This window comes from Pseudomonas sp. B392_1p, from assembly GCF_052245235.1.
Lineage (GTDB): Bacteria > Pseudomonadota > Gammaproteobacteria > Pseudomonadales > Pseudomonadaceae > Serpens > Serpens gallinarum.
Genome location: NZ_JBQPXM010000013.1, coordinates 20,964 through 37,067, shown reverse-complemented (window position 1 = coordinate 37,067; position 16,104 = coordinate 20,964). Strand labels below are relative to the sequence as shown.

The following is a 16,104-nucleotide window of genomic DNA, read 5'->3' as shown; positions in this document are numbered from 1 at the left end:
CCTACCGTTCGATCAGGGCAATGCGCTTGTTGTACCAGTTCATCAGCATGGAAATGCTCAGGCTGATGGCGAGGTAAACACTCATGGTGATAGCCATGGTTTCGATCGCCTGACCGGTCTGGTTGAGCACTGTTCCAGCGAACAGCGAGACCATGTCCGGGTAGCCGATGGCCGCGGCCAGTGAGGAGTTCTTGGTGAGGTTCAGGTACTGGCTGGTCAGAGGGGGAATGATGACCCGCAGCGCCTGCGGGACGATCACCAGCCGCAAGACCTGGCCGGGCCTGAGACCCAATGAACTGGCTGCTTCGGTCTGGCCGTAGCTGACCGCCTGGATGCCGGCGCGCACGGTCTCGCCAATGAACGCCGCCGTGTAGATCGCCAGCGCCATGACAATGGAGACGAGCTCGGGAATCACTACCCAGCCGCCACGAATATTGAAGCGTTGCAGCTCCGGCACTTCCCAGGTGAACGGCGAGCCCAGCAACAGCCAGCAGGCACCGGGAATCACCAGCAGCAACGCCAGATTGACCCATACCGTGGGGAAACCCTGCCCGGTAGCCAGACGGCGTGCCCGCACCCAGCGGGTGACCAAGGCAATCAAGACCAGCGCCACCACCAAAGCCAGCATGAACGGCCAGTACGCTTCGCTGGCACTGGGCGCCGGCATTTGCACGCCCCGGTTGTTGAGGAAGAAGGTGTCCCACAGGCTTATGCTGTTGCGCGGCCCTGGCAATGGACCGATTACGGCGAAATACCAGAAGAAGATCTGCAGCAGTGGCGGGATGTTGCGGAAAATCTCGATATACACCGTGGCCAGTTGGCGAATCAGCCAGTTGGGCGATAGTCGAGCGATGCCCAGGATAAAACCGAGGATGGTCGCCAAAATGATGCCGATCACACTGACCAGCAGGGTATTGAGCAACCCGACCAGAAACACCCGCCCGTAGGTATCGCTTTCGGTGTAGTCGATGAGGTGCTGGGTAATGCCGAAACCGGCACTGTTATTGAGAAAGCCGAAACCTGATGTGATGCCACGATGTTCGAGGTTGGTCAGCGTGTTATTGAACAGGAACCAGCCAAACGCCACGACGGCGATGACAGCCAGTATCTGGAAGGCCCAAGCGCGCACCTGCGGATCGGTGAGCAGCGAACGCCGGGGCTTGACGGCAACTGTCATAGGAACCCTCTCGAAAGTCCCCCGCGCTCAAGCCTGAGCACACCGACGCCGGGCGGGAGACCTCATTATGTGGACATCGCCACCGCCCGCAGGGGCGGTGGCGTGGTGGTTAGCGCACGGGCGGTGCGTACTGCAGGCCACCGTTATTCCACAAGGCATTGAGGCCGCGTTCAATCTTCAGCTCACTACCCTTGCCAACGTTGCGCTCGAAGATTTCAGCGTAATTGCCCACTTGCTTGATGATCTGCACGGCCCAATCCTTGGGCAGTTTCAGGTCCTTGCCGTACTCACCTTCAGCCCCTAGCAGACGGGCAATATCCGGGTTCTTGGTTGATTTGGCGGTCGCCTCGACATTCTTCGAGTCGATGCCCAACTCCTCGGCGTTGAGCATGGCAAACAGGCTCCAGCGCACGATGTCGAACCATTCCTCATCGCCCTGGCGCACGGCCGGGCCGAGTGGTTCCTTGGAGATCACTTCCGGCAGCACGACGTATTCGTCCGGTGCGGCCAGCTTGATGCGCTGGGCATACAACTGCGACTGGTCCGAGGTCAGCACGTCACAACGGCCGGACTCCAGCGATTTGGCGCTTTCATCGGAGGTGTCGTAGGTGATCGGCGTGTATTTGAGGCTGTTGCTGCGAAAGTAGTCGGACAGGTTCAGTTCGGTGGTGGTGCCGGCCTGTACACAGACCGTGGCGCCATCCAGTTCCTTGGCGCTTGAGACCCCGAGTTTTTTGTTAATCAGAAAGCCCTGGCCGTCGTAGTAGGTCACCCCGGTGAAGTTCAGGCCCATGGCCGAGTCCCGCGAACTGGTCCAGGTGGTGTTGCGCGACAGCACGTCAATCTCGCCAGATTGCAGTGCGGTGAAGCGCTCCTTGGCGGTCAGTGGGCTGAACTTAACCTTGCTGGCATCGCCGAAAACCGCTGCAGCGATGGCATGACAGACGTCAACGTCGATACCCAGGTATTTACCCTTGGCATCGGCATAGGAGAAGCCCGGCAACCCGTCACTGATGCCGCATTGCACGAAGCCCTTGCTCTTCACTGCATCCAGCGTCGCACCGGCATGGGCCAGGCCGCCGAGACCCAACAGCGATGCAGTGGTCAACAGCGCCAGAGTGGATTTCACCATTTTCATTCGGAACCTCCAGTTGCTTTTTTTGTGTTGGAGTGTCGGCATACATTCCCGGGGATGTTCGCTACTGCCGGTACATAAACAACGAACCCGTGCAGGCCTGAAAAGCAGTCTAGTTGGCGATATCGTCAGCGCCCAACATCCATATCCCCATTGATGACGTCATGAACATCCACGAAATAATCACCCCTTTAAGCAGAGCAACCCGGCTGCCGAGCCACCGATGAACAAGAGCAATAGGCATACCAAGTCGTCGAGGCATGCCATCCAGCCCTTGCCCGGCGTATCCTTGCACTACCAACGCGCCACGATCCGGCCCGTTAGATGCCTTCCGATCCCTCGCTTGCTCGCCCATAAACGGGGCGCGCGCACCGACCTGGAGCCACTATGAGCGAACCGCTGATCCTCTCTCCCCGCCAGACGGCCGATGCCTGTGTGATCTGGCTGCATGGCCTGGGTGCCGACCGTTTCGACTTTCAGCCGGTGGCCGATGCCCTGCAGCAGCGGTTGCCCTCGACCCGTTTTGTGCTACCCCAGGCGCCGACTCGGCCGGTGACAGTCAACAGCGGTTGGGAAATGCCCAGCTGGTACGACATCCTCAGCATGGGTGCGTCGGCGCGCACCATTAACAAGGAGCAGTTGGAAGAGTCCGCGCATACCGTGATCCGGCTGATCGAGGCCCAGCGTGATGGAGGTATGGATCCCTCGCGCATTTTTCTCGCCGGTTTTTCTCAAGGTGGCGCGGTGGTGTTGCATACAGCCTTTTTGCGCTGGCAAGGTCCTCTCGGCGGCGTGCTGGCGTTGTCCACCTATGGGCCCACGTTCACGCCGGAATTGCAGCTCGATGCGCACAAACGTCAGATTCCAGTGTTCAGCCTGCATGGCAATCGCGATGAAGTGGTGCCCTATGCACTGGGTCGCGCCGCCCATGATTTCCTGGCAGCCCAGGACGTGCCGGTCAGTTGGCAGGAATATCCCATGGGTCATGAAGTCTGCCTGGCGGAAATCGAAGCCATCGGCAATTGGCTGGAGGCTCAACTGTCCCCCCGCGAATGAGACCCTTGATATCGGAGCACCGCGATTAACCCCGAGCACCGCCTGCCTGGCGGACGGTCCGCTCCTATCCAAAGCCCGTGATCGCCCTCGCAAACACCGGCACAACCCGCGATTGGCCCTGAACACCGGGGCCTGCCCCTTCGCCGGGCGAGCTTCTTGCTTTACACTGCCAGCGTTCATTCCTTAATCAATTGTCGAGACCACCGTGCTCAAAGCACTCAAGAAAATATTCAGTAAAGGTGAAGAGCCCGCAGTCAGCGTCGCCCCGACCACCCCGCACACTCCCGCCTCGGCGTCCCCGACGAGTCGAGCCCGCAGCAGCACCGGCAAATCGCCGCGAAACACCACCGCTGCCGCCAACAAGAAACCGGCCGCTGCACGTGAGCAAACGCCTGCTCAGGAACCTGCCAAACCCGCCAAGCCGCGCCGCGAACGCACCCCGCGCAAGCCGGTGGTGGATACCTGGAAACTCGAGGATTTCGTCGTCGAGCCGGCGGAAGGCAAAACCCGTTTCCATGACTTCAAGCTCTCCCCCGAGCTGATGCATGCGATCCATGATCTGGGCTTCCCCTACTGCACACCAATCCAGGCCAAAGTCCTGGGTTTCACCCTTAATGGCCAGGACGCCATCGGCAAGGCCCAAACCGGCACCGGCAAGACAGCCGCGTTCCTGATCTCCACGATCACCCAGTTGCTGCAGACGCCGCCGCCCAAAGAGCGCTACATGGGCGAGCCACGCGCGCTGATCATCGCGCCGACCCGCGAGTTGGTGGTGCAGATCGCCAACGACGCTGTGGACCTGACCAAGTACACCGGTCTCAACGTGATGAGCTTCGTCGGCGGCATGGACTTCGACAAGCAGCTCAAGCTGCTGGAAAGCCGCTACTGCGACATCCTGGTTGCCACCCCGGGACGCCTGCTGGACTTCAACCAGCGCGGCGAGGTCCACCTGGACATGGTCGAAGTGCTGGTACTGGACGAGGCCGATCGCATGCTCGACATGGGCTTCATCCCCCAGGTACGGCAGATCATTCGCCAGACGCCGCCAAAATCCGAACGCCAGACCCTGCTGTTCTCGGCGACCTTCACTGAAGACGTGTTGAACCTTGCCAAGCAATGGACTGTCGATCCGGTAACCGTCGAGATCGAACCCGAGCAGGTGGCCAGCGATACTGTTGAGCAGCATGTTTATGCCGTAGCCGGCAGCGACAAGTACAAGCTGCTCTATAACCTGATCACCCAGAACGACTGGTCGCGGGTCATGGTCTTTGCCAACCGCAAGGATGAAGTGCGTCGCATCGAGGAACGCTTGACCCGCGACGGCATCAGCGCCGTGCAAATGTCCGGCGACGTGCCGCAGCACAAGCGCATCAAGGCGCTGGAAGGCTTTCGCGAAGGCGAGATCCGCGTCATGGTGGCCACCGACGTGGCCGGTCGCGGTATCCATGTCGACGGCATCAGCCACGTGATCAACTTCACCTTGCCGGAAGACCCAGACGATTACGTGCACCGCATCGGCCGCACCGGCCGCGCTGGCGCCAGCGGCACCTCGATCAGCTTCGCTGGCGAAGACGACGCCTTCGCCCTGCCGCCCATCGAGGAGCTGATCGGGCGCAAAATCCATTGCGAAACACCACCGGCCGAGCTGCTCAAACCGGTACCGCGCAAGCATTGAGGTGACTGGCCACTGGGTCAGAGGGCTCGTATTATCGGGACCATCTGATCCAGGTCAGGGCACGCGGGGCATACCGACGATACAGTAGCTACCTACCCTCGGTTCACATGGAGAACACACCCATGGAAAGCATGTACTGGATGTTGCTACTTCTCTTCGTGGGCTTTTTGCTGTTGGGCTTCGGCTTCAATTACCGCAACCATAACGGGGGAATTGGCCTGATGGGCCTGGGCATTATCAGTGTGCTCTCCACCGTCCTGTACAAGTTGCACCTCATCCTCAATTGAATCACCCCAGGCATTTGTGCAGGAGCCCCGCTAGCTGGCGCTGCTTTGTGTCGGATTACGGTTTCTCCCAACGCCCCGCTGCTTCCTGGTCACTGTCGCGCCCCTCGACCCAGCGCTGTCCTTCGGCCGTGTCTTCGCGCTTCCAGAACGGCGCGCGGGTCTTCAGGTAATCCATGATGAAATCGCAGGACTCGAACGCCGCCTGGCGATGAGCGCTGGCCGTGCCGACGAAGACGATCGGCTCGCCCGGCTGCAAGGCGCCGACGCGGTGGATAATTTCCACCTTGAGCAGCGGCCAACGGGCCTCGGCCTCGACAACGATCTTGGCCAAGGCTTTTTCGGTCATGCCCGGATAGTGTTCGAGGAACATACCCGCCACGTCCTGACCATCATTGAAATCCCGCATGTAGCCGACGAACCCCACCACCGCACCAATCCCGGTGTGGTCGGCGTGCAGGGCGTTGAGCTCCGCGCCGCCATCGAAGGCCTCGTTCTGCACGCGAACAGCCATCTCAGCCTCCGGTAACCGTTGGGAAGAAGGCGACCTCATCACCGTCGTGCAAGGCCTCGTCCAGGCCGCATAACTCTTGATTGCGCGCGCACATCAGGTTTTGCTCGGCCAACACCTGCCAGGCATCACCGCGTTGCAGCAGGTGATCGCGTAGCGCGCCCAGGCTGGAAAAATTCGCCTGCCAGTCCAGTTGCTCGCCATCCCGGCCCAGCGCCTCTCGATAGCGGGCGAAATACTGCACACGAATCATGTCGGCTCTCCTTCACGCTGGTAATGCCCGCTTTTGCCGCCCAATTTCTCCAGCAGGCGCACGCTTTCAATGGTCATGTCGCGGTCCACGGCCTTGCACATGTCATAAATGGTCAACGCGGCGATGCTGGCCGCGGTCAGCGCTTCCATTTCCACACCGGTCTGCCCGGCCAGCTTGCAACGCGCCTCGATGTGCACGCAGTCCTCGCCTTCGGCACGCAGCTCCACCTTGACGCCGGTCAGTAGCAACGGGTGGCACAAGGGAATCAGCTCGTGGGTTTTCTTGGCCGCCTGAATACCGGCGATACGTGCCACAGCGAACACATCGCCCTTGGGGTGGCCGCCTTGCTGAATCAGCGCCAGCGTCTGCGGCAGCATGCGCACCCGCGCCTCGGCCACCGCCTCGCGAAACGTCACCGCCTTGTCGGTGACATCCACCATATGGGCTCGGCCTTGGGAATCGAGATGGGTAAGGGACATGGCAACCACTCCTGAGCAAGTGCTGGCCATTCTAGACGCAAGCGCGCACTCATCCCATGAGCCTCGTCAAGTCGGCTGCAGGGAGGCCGGGCCGCAGCTCACCCTCCTGCAGACGTACACACTGCGCTTTTACATATGCGTTTCCGCGTATTCGGCCAGCACCGAGCGCGGCACCCCCTGCAGGGTGATGTGCACACCGTGGCTGAAATCCTTGAAACGCTCGGTGAGGTAGGTCAGCCCGGAACTGGTGGCCGACAGGTAAGGGGTGTCGATCTGCGCCAGGTTTCCCAGGCAGATCACCTTGGTCCCGCTGCCCGCCCGGGTAATGATGGTTTTCATCTGGTGCGGGGTCAGATTCTGGCATTCGTCAATGAGCAACAGGCTTTGCTGGAAACTGCGTCCGCGGATGTAATTGAGTGATTTGAACTGCAACGGCACCTTTTGCAGGATGTAGTCGACACTGCCGTGGGTGTTCTCGTCGTCGCTGTGCAGCGCCTCCAGGTTGTCGGTGATCGCCCCCAGCCAGGGTTCCATCTTCTCCGCCTCGGTACCCGGCAGAAAGCCGATGTCCTCATCCAGCCCCTGCACGCTGCGGGTGGCAATGATGCGCCGGTAGCGCTTGCTAACCATGGTCTGCTCAATGGCCGTGGCCAGGGCCAGAATGGTCTTGCCCGAGCCGGCGGCGCCGCTCAGGTTGACCAGATGAATGTCCGGATCGAGCAACGCGAACAGCGCCAGCGCCTGGTAGATGTCGCGCGGCTTGAGCCCCCAGGCTTCCTGGTGCAGCAAGGGCTCCTGGTGCAGATCGAGAATCAGCAGTTCGTCTGCGCGAATGCCCTTGATCCAGCCCACGAAGCCCTGCTCGTCGAGGATGAATTCATTGATATGCACGGGCGGCAAGTTGCCGGTGAGCTGCACGCGATGCCAGGTGCGGCCGCGCTCCTGACGGGTTTCCACCTTGCTGACCAGCTCCCAGAACGAGCCCGGCATGCTGTGATAACCCCGGGACAACATGCTGACATCATCGACCAGTTGGTCGGTCTGGTAATCCTCGGCGGCAATCCCACAGGCACGCGCCTTGAGGCGCATGTTGATGTCCTTGCTGACCAGCACCACAGACAACTCGGGGCGCCGGCTGCCGATGTCCACCAACTGATTGATGATCCGGTTGTCATTGAGATGCTCAGGCAGCCCACTGGGTACCTCGTGCTTGCTCATCAAGATCGACAGGCTGCCACAGGGGCCACTTTTGCCACGTTGGATGGGTACGCCCTGCTCGACCTCCTGCGGCGTGGCTTCGCCGAGCACCTTGTCGATCAGGCGGATCGCCTGTCGGCATTCGGCTGCGACGGTGTGTTTACCGGTTTTCAGCTTGTCCAGTTCTTCCAGCACGGTCATGGGAATCGCGACCTGATGCTCCTGGAAGTTCAGCAAGGCGTTGGGGTCGTGGATCAGAACATTGGTATCGAGCGCATAGAGGATTGGCTGGGTGGAACGTGCGCATCCTTGGTCATCCATACGGTCACCTCAAGATCACGCGACGGAAGGCCAGAACGGCGCTCCGCCGCATAAGGGCAGGCCTGAAACGCCACGCCCAGGAACGGCCGCCAGCCAGGCGGCCAATGAAACACACAGCCTCAATCGCGGCCTGCACCCTATTTGAGGCCGCAATTGTGAATTTATTCCTACCGTCAGCCGGATTCCCTTCCTTCTGCGTCCTCCGCTGTGACTCGAACGACAGGCGAGCCGGCCGGCAAACCGCTTGCTCCGAGCGCGCCTATGACGCGTCAATCGAACCGATAGGTGGAGTCAAGGCGCCGCACTCCCTACAATCGCGGCACCTTTCATGGAGACGATGCCGATGTTACTGGTGATTTCCCCCGCCAAGACCCTGGATTACGACACCCCGCCGGTGACCGCGCGTTTCACCCAACCGCAGCACCTGGACGACGCTCAGCTGCTGATCGAACAATTGCGCGAGCTGACGCCGCTGCAGATTGCCGAGCTGATGCACCTCTCCGACAAGCTGGCCGGATTGAATGCGGCGCGCTTTGCCAGCTGGCACCCCGACTTCACCCTGGACAACGCCAAGCAGGGCCTACTGGCTTTCAAGGGCGATGTGTACACCGGCCTGCAAGCCGAGGATTTTAGCGAAGCCGACTTCGAGTTTGCCCAGGATCACCTGCGCATGCTCTCCGGCCTGTACGGCATCCTGCGTCCACTGGATCTGATGCAGCCCTATCGCCTGGAAATGGGCACCAAGCTACCCAATGCGCGGGGCAAGGACCTGTACGCCTTCTGGGGCGAGCGCATCAGCCATTGGTTGAACGACGCATTGGCTGCCCAGGGGGACGATGTTCTTCTCAACCTGGCCTCCAACGAATATTTTAGTGCGGTGAAGCGCAAGGCACTTAACGCGCGGATCATCGACACCGAGTTCAGGGACCTGAAAAACGGCCAGTACAAGATCATCAGCTTCTACGCCAAAAAAGCCCGCGGGCTGATGGCGCGCTACGTGATCAAGGAACGCATCAGCGATATCGAGCAACTCAAGGCCTTCGACTACCAGGGCTATTACTACAGCGCGGAGCAATCCGGTGCGGACAAGCTGGTGTTCCTGCGCGACCAGCCAGAAGCCTGATTCATCACCGACAATGACACAGGCTGCGGGCGGCTAGCCCGTTGCGGATTGTTGGATGATCAACACGGACGGACTGCTCATCTGCCAAGCCTAACCCAGTGCCCTGCGGCGAGCGATGCCGCCCCACGCAAGCGGCATAAAAAAAACGGGCCACGCCCTTGGGGGTGTGGCCCGTTTTTTTATATCGACTTAGAGAATATCCAGCAGCTCTACGTCGAACACCAGCACGCTGTGCGGCGGGATGCTGCCAACGGCCTGGCGGCCGTAGGCCAGTTCGCTGGGCACGTGCAGACGCCACTTGCTACCGGTGTTCATCAATTGCAGGGCTTCGATCCAGCCGGCGATCACGCCACCCACCGGGAATTCGGCCGGCTGGCCGCGCTGGTAGGAGCTGTCGAACACGGTGCCGTCGATCAGCGTGCCGTGGTAATGGGTGCGCACCTGGTCATCGCGGGACGGCTTGGCGCCTTCGCCAGCGACCAGCACTTCGTACTGCAGGCCTGATTCCAGCACGGTCACGCCTTCACGCTTGGCGTTCTCCGCCAGATAGGCCTTGCCTTCGCCCGCCGCTGCTTCGGCCTGGGCCTGGGCTTGGGCCTGCATCCGCTCGCGGATCACCTGAAAGCTGGCGTTCAGCTCGTCCAGGCCCACGCGACTGTCACGCGATTCAAACGAGTCCCGTACACCGGCAATGATGGCCTCGAGGCTGGCGCCCGGCGGCGGGTTGTCGCGCAGCTGCTCACCGAGTTGGCGGCCGATGCCGTAGCTAACGCGGGCTTCGTCTGTGGATAGGTCGAGTTCGGACATGATGCAGGCTCCGCCTGGAAAAAAAGGGTCGCCAGACTAGCACAGCCGTGTGCACCTGCCGAACCGAGAAGGCGTGGTTAACGGGGCAAAGTGCGCGCCAGCCTGGTGTGATCACTGTCCGCCATGCCGCACATCTCTTCGCCAGCCTCAGCCTGGTCTAGATGCAGCGTAAGCGGCAAGCCATGCAGCACCTGACGGGCGTGCTCCAGCGAGCGCAGATGCAAGGGTTGCCCTGCCGCATCCAGCAACGGATGGGTGCGCGCGCCGGTCTTTACCTCGAGCAAATATATCCCGCCCTCCAGGCAGACCAGGTCTACTGCGTTTATGTCCCCAGCACGTGAGCGGACCGATAACTCATGCAGATTCATGGGATTTTCACCTCAACCAGAACAGGCCTGATGTCAGTGTCGTTTATCCCGTCTTCTACACAAGGTAAACGGTGGCCCGCTCGTCCGGCGGGAGCAGGTTAGAGTTATTCACCCAAACGGTGGATAACTTTGTGGATAGGCATCTGGATAAGCGCCGTGAGGCAACGAGGACGATACCTTGGGTAGGCTGCACAAAAAATGAGCGAAACGCGTAATGGGGATTACTGCCAGGCCAACCGCCGTGACACACCGCTCAAGCGGCGCAGCTCGGCCTGCATATGCAAACGCCAGATTGGCTGTGCGGGATCTTCGCGATAGCCTTGTGCTAGCAGATTATCGGCAATCGCGTCAAGTATCCGGCCTGCCTCAGAAGGGCCGTGGAATGGGCCTTGCACTTTAATCTCAGTTGGCTGGGCATTGGCGAGGCCAGCGACGCAAAGCAAGGTCCAGAGGCCATTGCCGCCGGCCAACGGGCAGATCCGGCACTCAATGCGCATGTTCAAACCCAGGCATTCGCGGGTAAGGCAGATCTGGCGCGACATGGCAGGAATTCTCCGGGCATATCCCACCCCGGCTCGCCGGAGACTACAGGGAGTTATCCTCATAATCTGTGGATAAGTCTGTGGAAGATGCCGGGGGCAACCCGTTCCAACCATTGGCAACTCAGGCGGCCCGACACTTCGCTCAATGTCTGACCAGTTTCAACGCGGCTCGTTCGTTGGTAGTGCAGCGACGACAGCGCTTACCTTGTCGTCCTTATTATCCTTGTCGTCGTCTTCCAGCTCGATTTCCGCGATTTCCCGCAGGCGCTCAACCACTTTGGCGTTCACGCTGCCGGGCGGAAACTCTCCCTGGTCGTCCGCCGTACCGGCCGGCTCACCGACCAGCAGACTTAGAGCATCATCGACATGACGAACAGCATAGACATGAAATTGGTTGGCGCGCACGGCCTGCAAGACTCGTTCATCGAGCATCAGCGTGGAAACATTGGCATACGGAATGATCGCGCCCTGCTCCCCGGTCAATCCGCGCGCCTCGCACAGGCGGAAGAAGCCTTCGATTTTCTCGTTCACGCCCCCCACCGCCTGCACCTCGCCGAACTGATTGATCGAGCCGGTGATGGCAAAGCATTGTTTGAGCGGCGTGCGCGACAAGGCGGAAATCAGCGTACAGCATTCGCCGAGCGCGGCACTGTCACCGTCCACATAACCATAGGATTGCTCCAGCGCGATGCTGGCGGAAATCTCCAAAGGGAAATCCTGCGCATAACGGCTGCCCAGGTACCCGGTGAGAATCATCACCCCCTTGGAGTGGATCGGCTGACCGAGATTGACCTCACGCTCGATGTCGACGATGCCCGAGCCACCCGGGTAGACGGTGGCGGAAATCCGCGCCGGAATGCCGAACGCCGAATCACCAACTTCCAGCACTGTGAGTCCATTGCATTTGCCGATGGCCGCGCCCTCGGTATCAATGAGCACGATGCCCGCCAGCATGTCGTCGAGGATACGCGCCGATACGCGTCCGGTACGGCGCGCCTTGGCGTTCAGAGCCCGTTCGAGATGGCCGGCATCGGTGGTCGGATCACCCGCAAGATGGCGAACGAAATCGGCTTCGCTGAGCAACTGGAACAGGTCGCCGATACGCGCCGACAGGCGCCCCTGATGCTCGGCCAGACGCGCACTATAGGTCGCCAAGCGCGCTACAGCCGCCGCGGTGAGCGGCGCGAGCCCTTCTTCAGAGGTACGCGTCTTGATGAGTTGGGCGAATTGTTCGAGGCTGTCCTCGGCCAGCGGTATTTCCTCTTCAAAATCGGCCAGCACGCGAAACAGCTCCTGGAAGTCGGGGTCCAGCTCCTGCAGGGCGTAATAGACCTTGCGCGAACCGATGATCACCACCTTGAGCTGCAACGGGATGACCTGCGGCGTCAGGGTCACGCTGGCCAGGCGACCCATCTCGACCAGCGGCGACTCCATCTTTAGCTGGCGCGAATGCAGGGCGCGCTTGAGCGCTTCCCAGACAAACGGCTCGCCGAGCAGCTTTTCCGCCTCGAGAATCAGGAAGCCGCCGTTGGCACGGTGCAGCGCGCCGGGGCGCAGTTGCCGGTAACTGGTATACAGCGCGCCCTGGTCGGTGTTGTATTCGATGCGCCCGAACAGGTTGTCGTAGGTCGGATGCGACTCGAACACCACCGGCGCCCCGCCGTTCAGCGGCTGGCCGACTACCAGGCTGGGGGCGTATTGCTCTTCCAGATCCTTGCGTTTTTGCGCATCGCTGCGGGCTTCGTCGACCAACGTGTCCACCACGGTGCGCAACAGGTTGACCTGCATCGCCTGCAAATAGGCGCTGACGCTGGCGTTTTCGGCGTATTTTTCCGAGAGCGGCGCCAGCAGTGGCTGCAGCCCGAGGGTGATGGTCTCCTCGTTGAGCTGGCGCAGGCTGTTGCTGGTCTCACGCCGCCACTGGGGCAGACTGGCCAGCTCCTGGTTCAGGCGTTCCTCAAGCTCAGCGATGTCATCGTGAAACCGCATGCGCTCATCTTCAGGCAACAGGGCGAACTCCGCCTCATCGAGCGCCTTGCCGTCCTTCATCGGTGTGAAGGCAATGTTGGTGCTGTCGCGGTAGAGCGCGATGCCGCGCTCCAGCGCGAGCTTCTCGATCACATCCAGGGCCCGGTCGTAGCGCTGGTTGAACAGCCGGTCAATGGCGCTCTTCTTCTGCTGGAAGCTGGGCTGCTCGAACACGGCCGGGAAAGTCGCCAGCAAATTGTCGATCAAGGCGTCCAGGTCTTCGATGAAGGTTGCCGCGCTGCCGGTCGGCAATTCCAAGACGCGCGGTTCGCGCGGCTCGTCGAAATGATTGACGTAGACCCAGTCAGAGGGCGCCGGCAAACGCTTGGCCTCGGCTTGCAGGTAGCGTCTGACGAACGAGAAGCGCCCGGTGCCGGGCTCGCCCATGACGAACACGTTGTAACCGCTGCGAGGCATCGCCACACCAAATTGCAGCGCTTCCACCGCCCGCTCCTGGCCCAAGACGCCTCGAAACGGCTCCAGCTCATCGGTGGTGGTGAACATGAACTGATCAGCATCGAACGGACGGGTCAGGGCGTTTGGCGCCAGGCGCCATTGGGCGGCGAAAGCTGCAGACATCGGAAATCCTTGTTTCAAGCGGCCGGCAGCCGCGGGAAAAATACTCGACATCATTCTGGCGTCGCCCCGCGATAGCTGGCAAGGCTGCGACGTTGTCCGACGCAAATGAGAGCTCGACCCTCGCGCCATCCAATAGGCGACCCAGACGCCGACTCACCCCCAGGGAATCCCGCTGCTAGCCGGGCTCTGAAATCTACTGAATCTGCCAATTGGCTCACAGAATGACCGTGACGGACTATTAAGTCCGCAAAAGTCAGGCCGATACCTTTTAACAAGCCTGTCTTATCCATTACAAAAAACGCCACAGAGGCGCACCAGGACAGGATCTCGCGCATAAGGAACCGCTCCCATGCTGCCTACCCGTCTTTCCATTACTTGGAAAATCTCACTGCTCGCCGGACTCTGCCTATTAGCCGTGGTGGTCTTACTCACCGGGGCCTCGCTGTACCAGTCGCAGCGCAGCGCCGAACTGGTCAAAAGCACCAGCGGCGAGATGCTCAATCAGTCCGCTCAGCAGCGCCTGAACGCCTACGGTGAAACCCAGGCGTTGCGCATCCAGCGGCGCTTCATGGACACCTACCATTATGGCTCGGGCCTCATCGGCCAGTTGTTGTTCCTGCGCGAGCAGGCCGAGCTGCGGCAGACCAGCAGCTTCGAGCTGCGCGAGGACTTGATCAAGCTGGTACAGGGTGCACTGGAAGGCAGCCCTGACCTGCTGGGTATGTATCTGGTCTTCAATCCCGACGCGCTGGATGGCAAGGACGGCCTGTTCATCAACCAGCATGAGTTCGCCGGTAACAACAAAGGGCGCTTTGCCATCTATTGGGTGCAGCCCACACGCGGCCAGCTGGACATGGAAGTCATGGACGAAGACTGGTTTGAGGACGACAGTCTCGACGCCAACGGCCGCCCCATGAATTCGTGGTACACCTGTCCTCACGAGAGTCGCCACGTCTGCGTCATCGGGCCTTACGAAGAGAAGGTCAACGATGAGACCGTGCTGATTTCCAGCGTCGCCTTTCCCCTGGTGCATGAGGGTAAAATACTCGGTGTGTTCGGCATCGACTTCAGTCTCACCAGCCTGCAACAACTCAGCGTGCAGGCCAGTCAATCGCTGTATGACGGCCAAGGTCACGCCAGCATCCTCAATGAGTCAGGCTTGTTGGCCGGCCACAGCGCCAACCCCTCAGCTCTGGGCCAGCCTCTCAGTCAGCATTACCCGCAACAGGCCGAGCACCTGTTGGAGCTGGTCAGCGCAGGGCGCTCGCAAGTAATCGAGCATCAGGGCTTGATGCAGACGCTGCATGCCTTTGCACCGATTCCTGGCGCCAAAGCCTGGTCAATCCTGCTGGAAGTGCCGCAACAGGCCTTGCAGGCACCCGCACTCCAGCTTGGGCAACAGCTGGATCAGCGCAGCACCCGTGACACTCTGACCTCGCTGCTCCTTGGCCTCCTGGCGATGCTGGCGGGCTTCGCCCTGATCTGGCTGACTGCACGCAGCGTGACCCGACCGATCCTCGACGTCGCCGGCATGCTCAAGAACATCGCCAGCGGCGAAGGCGATCTGACCCAGCGCCTGGCCTATACCAAACAGGACGAACTCGGCGAGCTGACCGGCTGGTTCAATGCCTTTCTCGACAAGCTGCAGCCCATCATTACCGACGTCAAACGTACCGTGCACAACGCACGCGACACGGCCAAGCAGTCTTCGGCGATTGCCAGCCAGGCCAATGACGGCATGCAGCAGCAGTATCGCGAGGTCAACCTGGTGGCCACAGCCGCCCAGGAAATGAGCGCCACCGCGCTGGATGTGGCACAAAACGCCGAACAAGCCTCAGCAGCCGCGCGCAACGCCGACCAGGCTACTCAGCAAGGCCTCGAGATCATTGCCCGCACCACGCACAGCATGCAGACGCTGACCCAGGAGATGAGCAGCGCCATGGCGCGAGTCGAAGGCCTGGCCGAGAGCAGCGAGCAGATCGGCTCAGTCCTGGAAGTGATTCGTGGCATCGCCGAGCAAACCAACCTGTTGGCCCTCAACGCCGCCATCGAGGCTGCCCGCGCCGGTGATGCCGGACGCGGCTTTGCCGTAGTCGCCGATGAAGTGCGCGGCTTGGCCAAACGCACCCAGGACTCGGTGGGAGAAATTCGCGAAGTGATCGAAAGCCTGCAAGGCGACACCCAGGAAGTCGTGGGCACCATGCACTCCAGCCATCTGCACGCCCAGGGCAGCGTGGAACAGGTCGAGCAGGCGGTCGCCGCCCTGCAGCGCATTGGCGAGGCGGTGAGCGTGATCAATGACATGAACCTGCAGATCGCCAGCGCCGCCGAGCAACAAAGCGCGGTCGCCGAGGAGATCAACCGCAACGTCGCCGGTATTCGCGATGTCACCGAATCCCTGGCCGGCCAATCCCGCGAGTCGGCACGCATCAGCCAGACATTGGACACGCTGGCCAATCACCAGCAGGGACTGATGGATCAGTTCAAGGTGTGACGGCACACAGGGCGTAATTGGATGGCCTCCCCCGTGGCACGGTATCGAGTTCTGGATGCGGTGCAATGGGGGCGG

15 protein-coding genes and 1 pseudogene are annotated in these 16,104 nt (G+C 60.9%); 6 read left to right on the top strand and 10 right to left on the bottom strand.

What is annotated here, in order from left to right:
• Position 1: 1 nt before the first annotated feature.
• Positions 2–1,177, bottom strand: coding sequence for an amino acid ABC transporter permease (locus ACTV8E_RS17040; RefSeq protein WP_251836548.1), 1,176 nt, complete (start codon positions 1,175–1,177; stop codon positions 2–4).
• Between the two features lie 109 nt (positions 1,178–1,286).
• Positions 1,287–2,315: an amino acid ABC transporter substrate-binding protein gene (locus ACTV8E_RS17035; protein WP_251836547.1), complete on the bottom strand. Its 1,029-nt coding sequence runs from the start codon at positions 2,313–2,315 to the stop codon at positions 1,287–1,289.
• A gap of 384 nt (positions 2,316–2,699) precedes the next feature.
• On the opposite strand from ACTV8E_RS17035, the gene ACTV8E_RS17030 reads away from it, so the two are divergent.
• From ACTV8E_RS17030 to ACTV8E_RS17020, 3 genes are all read left to right on the top strand, one after another.
• Positions 2,700–3,368: an alpha/beta hydrolase gene (locus ACTV8E_RS17030; RefSeq protein WP_443200271.1), complete on the top strand. Its 669-nt coding sequence runs from the start codon at positions 2,700–2,702 to the stop codon at positions 3,366–3,368.
• 205 nt (positions 3,369–3,573) lie between these two features.
• On the top strand, positions 3,574–5,043 hold the full coding sequence (gene rhlB, locus ACTV8E_RS17025) for an ATP-dependent RNA helicase RhlB (RefSeq protein WP_443200270.1): 1,470 nt from the start codon (positions 3,574–3,576) through the stop codon (positions 5,041–5,043).
• A gap of 122 nt (positions 5,044–5,165) precedes the next feature.
• The gene (locus ACTV8E_RS17020; RefSeq protein WP_251836544.1) at positions 5,166–5,330 is read left to right on the top strand and encodes a hypothetical protein; all 165 of its coding nucleotides are present in this window, start codon (positions 5,166–5,168) and stop codon (positions 5,328–5,330) included.
• 55 nt (positions 5,331–5,385) lie between these two features.
• Here the strand turns inward: ACTV8E_RS17020 and moaE are convergent, their stop codons facing one another.
• The 4 genes from moaE to ACTV8E_RS17000 form a co-directional block, all read right to left on the bottom strand.
• Entirely contained in the window at positions 5,386–5,841 is a 456-nt protein-coding gene (gene moaE / locus ACTV8E_RS17015; RefSeq protein WP_443200269.1) for a molybdopterin synthase catalytic subunit MoaE, read from the bottom strand.
• Between the two features lies 1 nt (position 5,842).
• Positions 5,843–6,091: a MoaD/ThiS family protein gene (locus ACTV8E_RS17010; RefSeq protein WP_443200268.1), complete on the bottom strand. Its 249-nt coding sequence runs from the start codon at positions 6,089–6,091 to the stop codon at positions 5,843–5,845.
• Complete coding sequence (gene moaC / locus ACTV8E_RS17005; protein WP_251836541.1) at positions 6,088–6,570, bottom strand: cyclic pyranopterin monophosphate synthase MoaC; 483 nt, start codon at positions 6,568–6,570, stop codon at positions 6,088–6,090. The genes ACTV8E_RS17010 and moaC overlap by 4 nt, the downstream gene beginning before the upstream one ends.
• A gap of 129 nt (positions 6,571–6,699) precedes the next feature.
• A complete protein-coding gene (locus tag ACTV8E_RS17000; RefSeq protein ID WP_251836540.1) occupies positions 6,700–8,088 on the bottom strand; it encodes a PhoH family protein in 1,389 nt (462 codons plus the stop codon).
• Between the two features lie 343 nt (positions 8,089–8,431).
• Here ACTV8E_RS17000 and yaaA point away from each other — a divergent pair, with 343 nt between their 5' ends.
• Positions 8,432–9,211, top strand: a complete 780-nt coding sequence (gene yaaA / locus ACTV8E_RS16995) for a peroxide stress protein YaaA (RefSeq protein WP_443200334.1) — start codon at positions 8,432–8,434, stop codon at positions 9,209–9,211.
• Positions 9,212–9,400: 189 nt separating this feature from the next.
• On the opposite strand, the gene ACTV8E_RS16990 is transcribed toward yaaA, so the two are convergent.
• The 4 genes from ACTV8E_RS16990 to ACTV8E_RS16975 all read right to left on the bottom strand — a co-directional run bounded on the left by ACTV8E_RS16990 (position 9,401) and on the right by ACTV8E_RS16975 (position 13,535).
• Positions 9,401–10,018, bottom strand: a complete 618-nt coding sequence (locus ACTV8E_RS16990; RefSeq protein ID WP_443200267.1) for an FKBP-type peptidyl-prolyl cis-trans isomerase — start codon at positions 10,016–10,018, stop codon at positions 9,401–9,403.
• A gap of 77 nt (positions 10,019–10,095) precedes the next feature.
• Positions 10,096–10,386 carry a DUF6482 family protein gene (locus tag ACTV8E_RS16985; protein WP_251836538.1) on the bottom strand — a complete coding sequence of 97 codons (291 nt, stop codon included), beginning with the start codon at positions 10,384–10,386 and terminating at the stop codon, positions 10,096–10,098.
• Between the two features lie 221 nt (positions 10,387–10,607).
• Positions 10,608–10,928, bottom strand: a complete 321-nt coding sequence (locus tag ACTV8E_RS16980) for a PA4575 family protein (RefSeq protein ID WP_273535976.1) — start codon at positions 10,926–10,928, stop codon at positions 10,608–10,610.
• A 159-nt stretch (positions 10,929–11,087) separates the two neighbouring features.
• On the bottom strand, positions 11,088–13,535 hold the full coding sequence (locus tag ACTV8E_RS16975) for a Lon protease family protein (RefSeq protein WP_443200266.1): 2,448 nt from the start codon (positions 13,533–13,535) through the stop codon (positions 11,088–11,090).
• A 349-nt stretch (positions 13,536–13,884) separates the two neighbouring features.
• Here ACTV8E_RS16975 and ACTV8E_RS16970 point away from each other — a divergent pair.
• Both ACTV8E_RS16970 and ACTV8E_RS16965 read left to right on the top strand, forming a co-directional pair.
• A pseudogene (locus ACTV8E_RS16970) lies at positions 13,885–15,123 on the top strand (PDC sensor domain-containing protein); the annotation flags it as partial.
• A 150-nt stretch (positions 15,124–15,273) separates the two neighbouring features.
• Positions 15,274–16,029, top strand: a complete 756-nt coding sequence (locus ACTV8E_RS16965; protein WP_433962698.1) for a methyl-accepting chemotaxis protein — start codon at positions 15,274–15,276, stop codon at positions 16,027–16,029.
• The last annotated feature ends 75 nt before the right edge of the window (positions 16,030–16,104 follow it).

Bases quoted from the DNA above. Each gene is read 5' to 3' on its own strand.
- ACTV8E_RS17000 (WP_251836540.1), bottom strand. From the start codon at position 8,088: ATGGATGACCAAGGATGCGCACGTTCCACCCAGCCAATCCTCTATGCG.
- ACTV8E_RS17020 (WP_251836544.1), top strand. From the start codon at position 5,166: ATGGAAAGCATGTACTGGATGTTGCTACTTCTCTTCGTGGGCTTTTTG.
- ACTV8E_RS16990 (WP_443200267.1), bottom strand. From the start codon at position 10,018: ATGTCCGAACTCGACCTATCCACAGACGAAGCCCGCGTTAGCTACGGC.
- ACTV8E_RS16985 (WP_251836538.1), bottom strand. From the start codon at position 10,386: ATGAATCTGCATGAGTTATCGGTCCGCTCACGTGCTGGGGACATAAAC.
- ACTV8E_RS16980 (WP_273535976.1), bottom strand. From the start codon at position 10,928: ATGTCGCGCCAGATCTGCCTTACCCGCGAATGCCTGGGTTTGAACATG.
- ACTV8E_RS17040 (WP_251836548.1), bottom strand. From the start codon at position 1,177: ATGACAGTTGCCGTCAAGCCCCGGCGTTCGCTGCTCACCGATCCGCAG.
- yaaA (WP_443200334.1), top strand. From the start codon at position 8,432: ATGTTACTGGTGATTTCCCCCGCCAAGACCCTGGATTACGACACCCCG.
- ACTV8E_RS16975 (WP_443200266.1), bottom strand. From the start codon at position 13,535: ATGTCTGCAGCTTTCGCCGCCCAATGGCGCCTGGCGCCAAACGCCCTG.
- ACTV8E_RS17035 (WP_251836547.1), bottom strand. From the start codon at position 2,315: ATGAAAATGGTGAAATCCACTCTGGCGCTGTTGACCACTGCATCGCTG.
- ACTV8E_RS17010 (WP_443200268.1), bottom strand. From the start codon at position 6,091: ATGATTCGTGTGCAGTATTTCGCCCGCTATCGAGAGGCGCTGGGCCGG.
- ACTV8E_RS17030 (WP_443200271.1), top strand. From the start codon at position 2,700: ATGAGCGAACCGCTGATCCTCTCTCCCCGCCAGACGGCCGATGCCTGT.
- moaE (WP_443200269.1), bottom strand. From the start codon at position 5,841: ATGGCTGTTCGCGTGCAGAACGAGGCCTTCGATGGCGGCGCGGAGCTC.
- ACTV8E_RS16965 (WP_433962698.1), top strand. From the start codon at position 15,274: ATGCAGCAGCAGTATCGCGAGGTCAACCTGGTGGCCACAGCCGCCCAG.
- moaC (WP_251836541.1), bottom strand. From the start codon at position 6,570: ATGTCCCTTACCCATCTCGATTCCCAAGGCCGAGCCCATATGGTGGAT.